Raw genomic sequence first — 1,046 nt, forward strand, 5'->3', positions numbered from 1 at the left:
CTGGGCGGCGCTGTGGCAGCGCGACCAGGGCCTGCTGCAGATCGCCGAAGGCGCGCGGGCCAAGCGCCTGGAGAAGGCGCGGCAGATTGTCGCCCGGGCTTGATCCATATCAGTACGCCGCACAGGGCGCGGCCCTAAGGTTGCCTCGCGTTTCGTCTACGAGGTTTCCATGCGCCGCGAGCCCATCGTGCTGTTCGATAACGGCAGCCACCAATGCCTGATGTTCGATGACCTGGTCAGCGGCGAGGGCGTGCAGTCCAACCAGTTCCTGATCACCGACCACGAGCAGTACCTGCTGCTCGATCCGGGCGGCGACCTGACCTACACGCCGCTGTCGCTGGAGCTGTCCAAGCACATCCCGGTGCAGGACCTGACCTACATCTTCGCCTCGCACCAGGACCCGGACATCATCGCCTCGCTGGACAAGTGGCTGCTGCACACCCGGGCGCGGGTGATCTGCTCCAAGCTGTGGGCGCGCTTTCTGCCGCACCTGACCGCCAACTACCTGGCGTTGAGCCGCGGCATCAACACCTTCGATCGCATCATCGCGCTGCCCGACCGCGGCCAGAGCATCGCGCTGGGCCAGTGCACGCTGAAGGCGGTGCCGGCGCATTTCCTCCATTCGGTGGGCAACTTCCAGCTGTACGACCCGGTGAGCAAGATCCTCTTCTCCGGCGACATGGGCGCCTCGCTGGTGGACGACGCCAACCCGGTGCGCGACTTCGTCAATCACCTACCCAACATGGAGGGCTTCCACCGCCGCTACATGGCCGGCAACAAGGCCTGCCGGCTGTGGGCGGCGATGGTCCGCGAGATGGACGTGGCGATGATAGTGCCGCAGCACGGCCGGCCCTTCGTCGGTGCGGAGATGATCAGCGCCTTCCTCTACTGGATCGAGAACCTCGAATGCGGCCTCGACCTGATGGGGCCGGAGGACTATCGCCTGCCGAGCTGAGGCGCGCTCGGTGGCTTGGCTGCGATGGGGCGGGCGGAGCGCGGCGCGCTCCCCGTTGGGCTGCGCTGCGCTCGGCGCCAACCTACCTTTG

Annotated in this window: 1 protein-coding gene and 1 pseudogene; both read left to right on the forward strand. The window is 66.7% G+C overall.

Features of this window, described 5'->3' with window-relative positions; translation table 11 throughout:
* Positions 1-113: pseudogene (locus tag N878_RS28565) on the forward strand (acyl-CoA dehydrogenase); the annotation flags it as partial.
* Between the two features lie 56 nt (positions 114-169).
* Positions 170-955 carry an MBL fold metallo-hydrolase gene (locus N878_RS21960; RefSeq protein ID WP_021445675.1) on the forward strand — a complete coding sequence of 262 codons (786 nt, stop codon included), beginning with the start codon at positions 170-172 and terminating at the stop codon, positions 953-955.
* Positions 956-1,046: the final 91 nt, after the last annotated feature.

Origin of the sequence: Pseudomonas sp. EGD-AK9 (genome assembly GCF_000465935.2) — a bacterium.
GTDB lineage: Bacteria > Pseudomonadota > Gammaproteobacteria > Pseudomonadales > Pseudomonadaceae > Aquipseudomonas.

Bases quoted from the DNA above. Each gene is read 5' to 3' on its own strand.
- N878_RS21960 (WP_021445675.1), top strand. From the start codon at position 170: ATGCGCCGCGAGCCCATCGTGCTGTTCGATAACGGCAGCCACCAATGC.